Annotated in this window: 2 protein-coding genes; both read right to left on the reverse strand. The window is 75.5% G+C overall.

Going from position 1 to position 1,762, the window contains the following annotated elements; all coding sequences use genetic code 11:
* Positions 1–46: 46 nt before the first annotated feature.
* Complete coding sequence (locus ACWGIU_RS37190) at positions 47–295, reverse strand: hypothetical protein (protein ID WP_453712480.1); 249 nt, start codon at positions 293–295, stop codon at positions 47–49.
* A 175-nt stretch (positions 296–470) separates the two neighbouring features.
* Positions 471–1,762, reverse strand: a 1,292-nt coding sequence (locus ACWGIU_RS37195) for an MFS transporter (RefSeq protein ID WP_453712481.1), incomplete at its 5' end; no start/stop codon positions are given.

Raw genomic sequence — 1,762 nt, forward strand, 5'->3', positions numbered from 1 at the left:
CGATCCTCCCTCCCCCCGTTGCCACGGCCCTTGCGGGCCGGTGCGATCAGCCGCCCCAGGAGCTGTCGGCCGTGTCGCGGGTCCGGCCGGTCTGCGTGGTGCCGACCGTCACCAGCCGGCCGTCGGGCGTGCGGATGTGACGCGTCGCCGGGCCGGTGGCGCCGCCCTCGCCCCCGCTGGTCGTCGTCACGGTGGTCTCGGCCGAGATGCCGTCGGCGGCCTGAGCGGCGCCGGCGGCGGGCAGCAGCAGCGCGGACGCGGCCACGGACAGGGCGATGACGTAACGCTTGAGCATGGGATCCCCAGGAGTACGAGCGGTCTGGTGTGGGCGCGAACCACTTTGTGGGCCGTCCGCGCCGGTCGGTGCAGGACCAACCTTGCCGTGCCCCGGCCCCCTCGGTGATCGATCAGGCTGCTCATCAAGCTGCCTGGCGCGATGGTGAGGGGCCGCAAATCCTTGTGAAACCAACCTATTCGGTCAGGATTCCCGCTCCTGCGGCGGCCGGAGAGCCCGGCTCCCGCCGGGCCGGCGCCTCCACCCGCTCCGCCGGGCCCCGGGTGTCGAGCTCCCGCCACACGGGGAAGACCAGCGGTGCCAGGGTGACCGCGAGGTACAGAGCCCCCGTACCCAGCAGCGCCGTCACCAACCCCGCGGCGTCCAGGGCCACCCCCGCACCGAGCATGCCCAGCGGCGTCGCCGCCAGCGCGGCGGCGACCAGCAAGCCGAACACCCGCCCCCGCACCTCCTCGGGCACCCGCTCGTAGGCGACCGACATCATCAGCGGGCCCACGATCCCCGACCCGATGCCGGACAGCGCCAGCACCGCCAGCAGCACCGGCACCCGGGGCTCGGCGGCCAGTGCGGCGCACCGCACCGCCCCCACCAGGACGAAGGCGCCGACGAAGACCGCGCGCCGCGGCATCCGGTGCCCCGCCCAGCCGTACACGGCCGCCCCGAGCAGCGCGCCGGCGCCCATGGCGGTCACCATCGCCCCGAACAGGGCGCTGCTGCGCAGCACCTGGGTCCCGTACGCCGGGTAGAGGACCCCGTTCAGCGCCCCGTCCAGGGCGTTGGTCAGCATCAGGACCCCCACCATCGCCCCCAGGAGCCGGTCCCTGCGCAACTGCCCGAGGCCGAAGCGCAGTTCCTGGGCGTAGGAACCGCGCGGCTGCCCGCCGCCGGCCGGGCGGGGTCGGGCCGCCGCCGGAACCAGGACCGCCACGAGGAGGGCGCACAGCGCCATCGCCGCCATGTCCGCGTACAGGGTGCGCACCGGGCCGACGGTCGCGATGAGCAGACCGGCCAGCGGCGCCCCCGCCATCATGCCGATCCGGCGGGCGCCCTCGACCGCTGCGGTGGCCCGCTCCGCCCTGACGCCCGCGCGTTCCATCGCGCCGGGCAGGAGCAGCTGCTTGGCGGTGTCGGACGGCCCGCGGGCGGCCCCCACCAGGAAGACCAGGACGATGAGGACGGGCAGGGGCAGGGCGCCCCAGGCGTGCAGGAGCGGGATCAGGCTGATCGCCGCGGCCGTCAGCACGTCCGCTCCGATGCTGGTCGCGCGTACGGGCAGCCGGTCGACGACCGGACCCGCGAGCACGGCGGAACACAGCAGGCCCAGTACCTCCGCGGTGGCGACGAGCCCCGTCCGGGTGCCGCTGCCAGTGCTGTGCAGGACGAACCAGGGCACGGCGACCAGGGTCGCCGCCATGCCGAGCGAGGAGATCCCGGAGGCCGCCACCAGGGCGGCCAGCGGGGTGCGGC

The organism is Streptomyces sp. NPDC054840, assembly GCF_053611065.1.

Excerpts from the sequence above, each read along its gene's own strand:
- ACWGIU_RS37190 (WP_453712480.1), bottom strand. The coding sequence starts at position 295 with ATGCTCAAGCGTTACGTCATCGCCCTGTCCGTGGCCGCGTCCGCGCTG.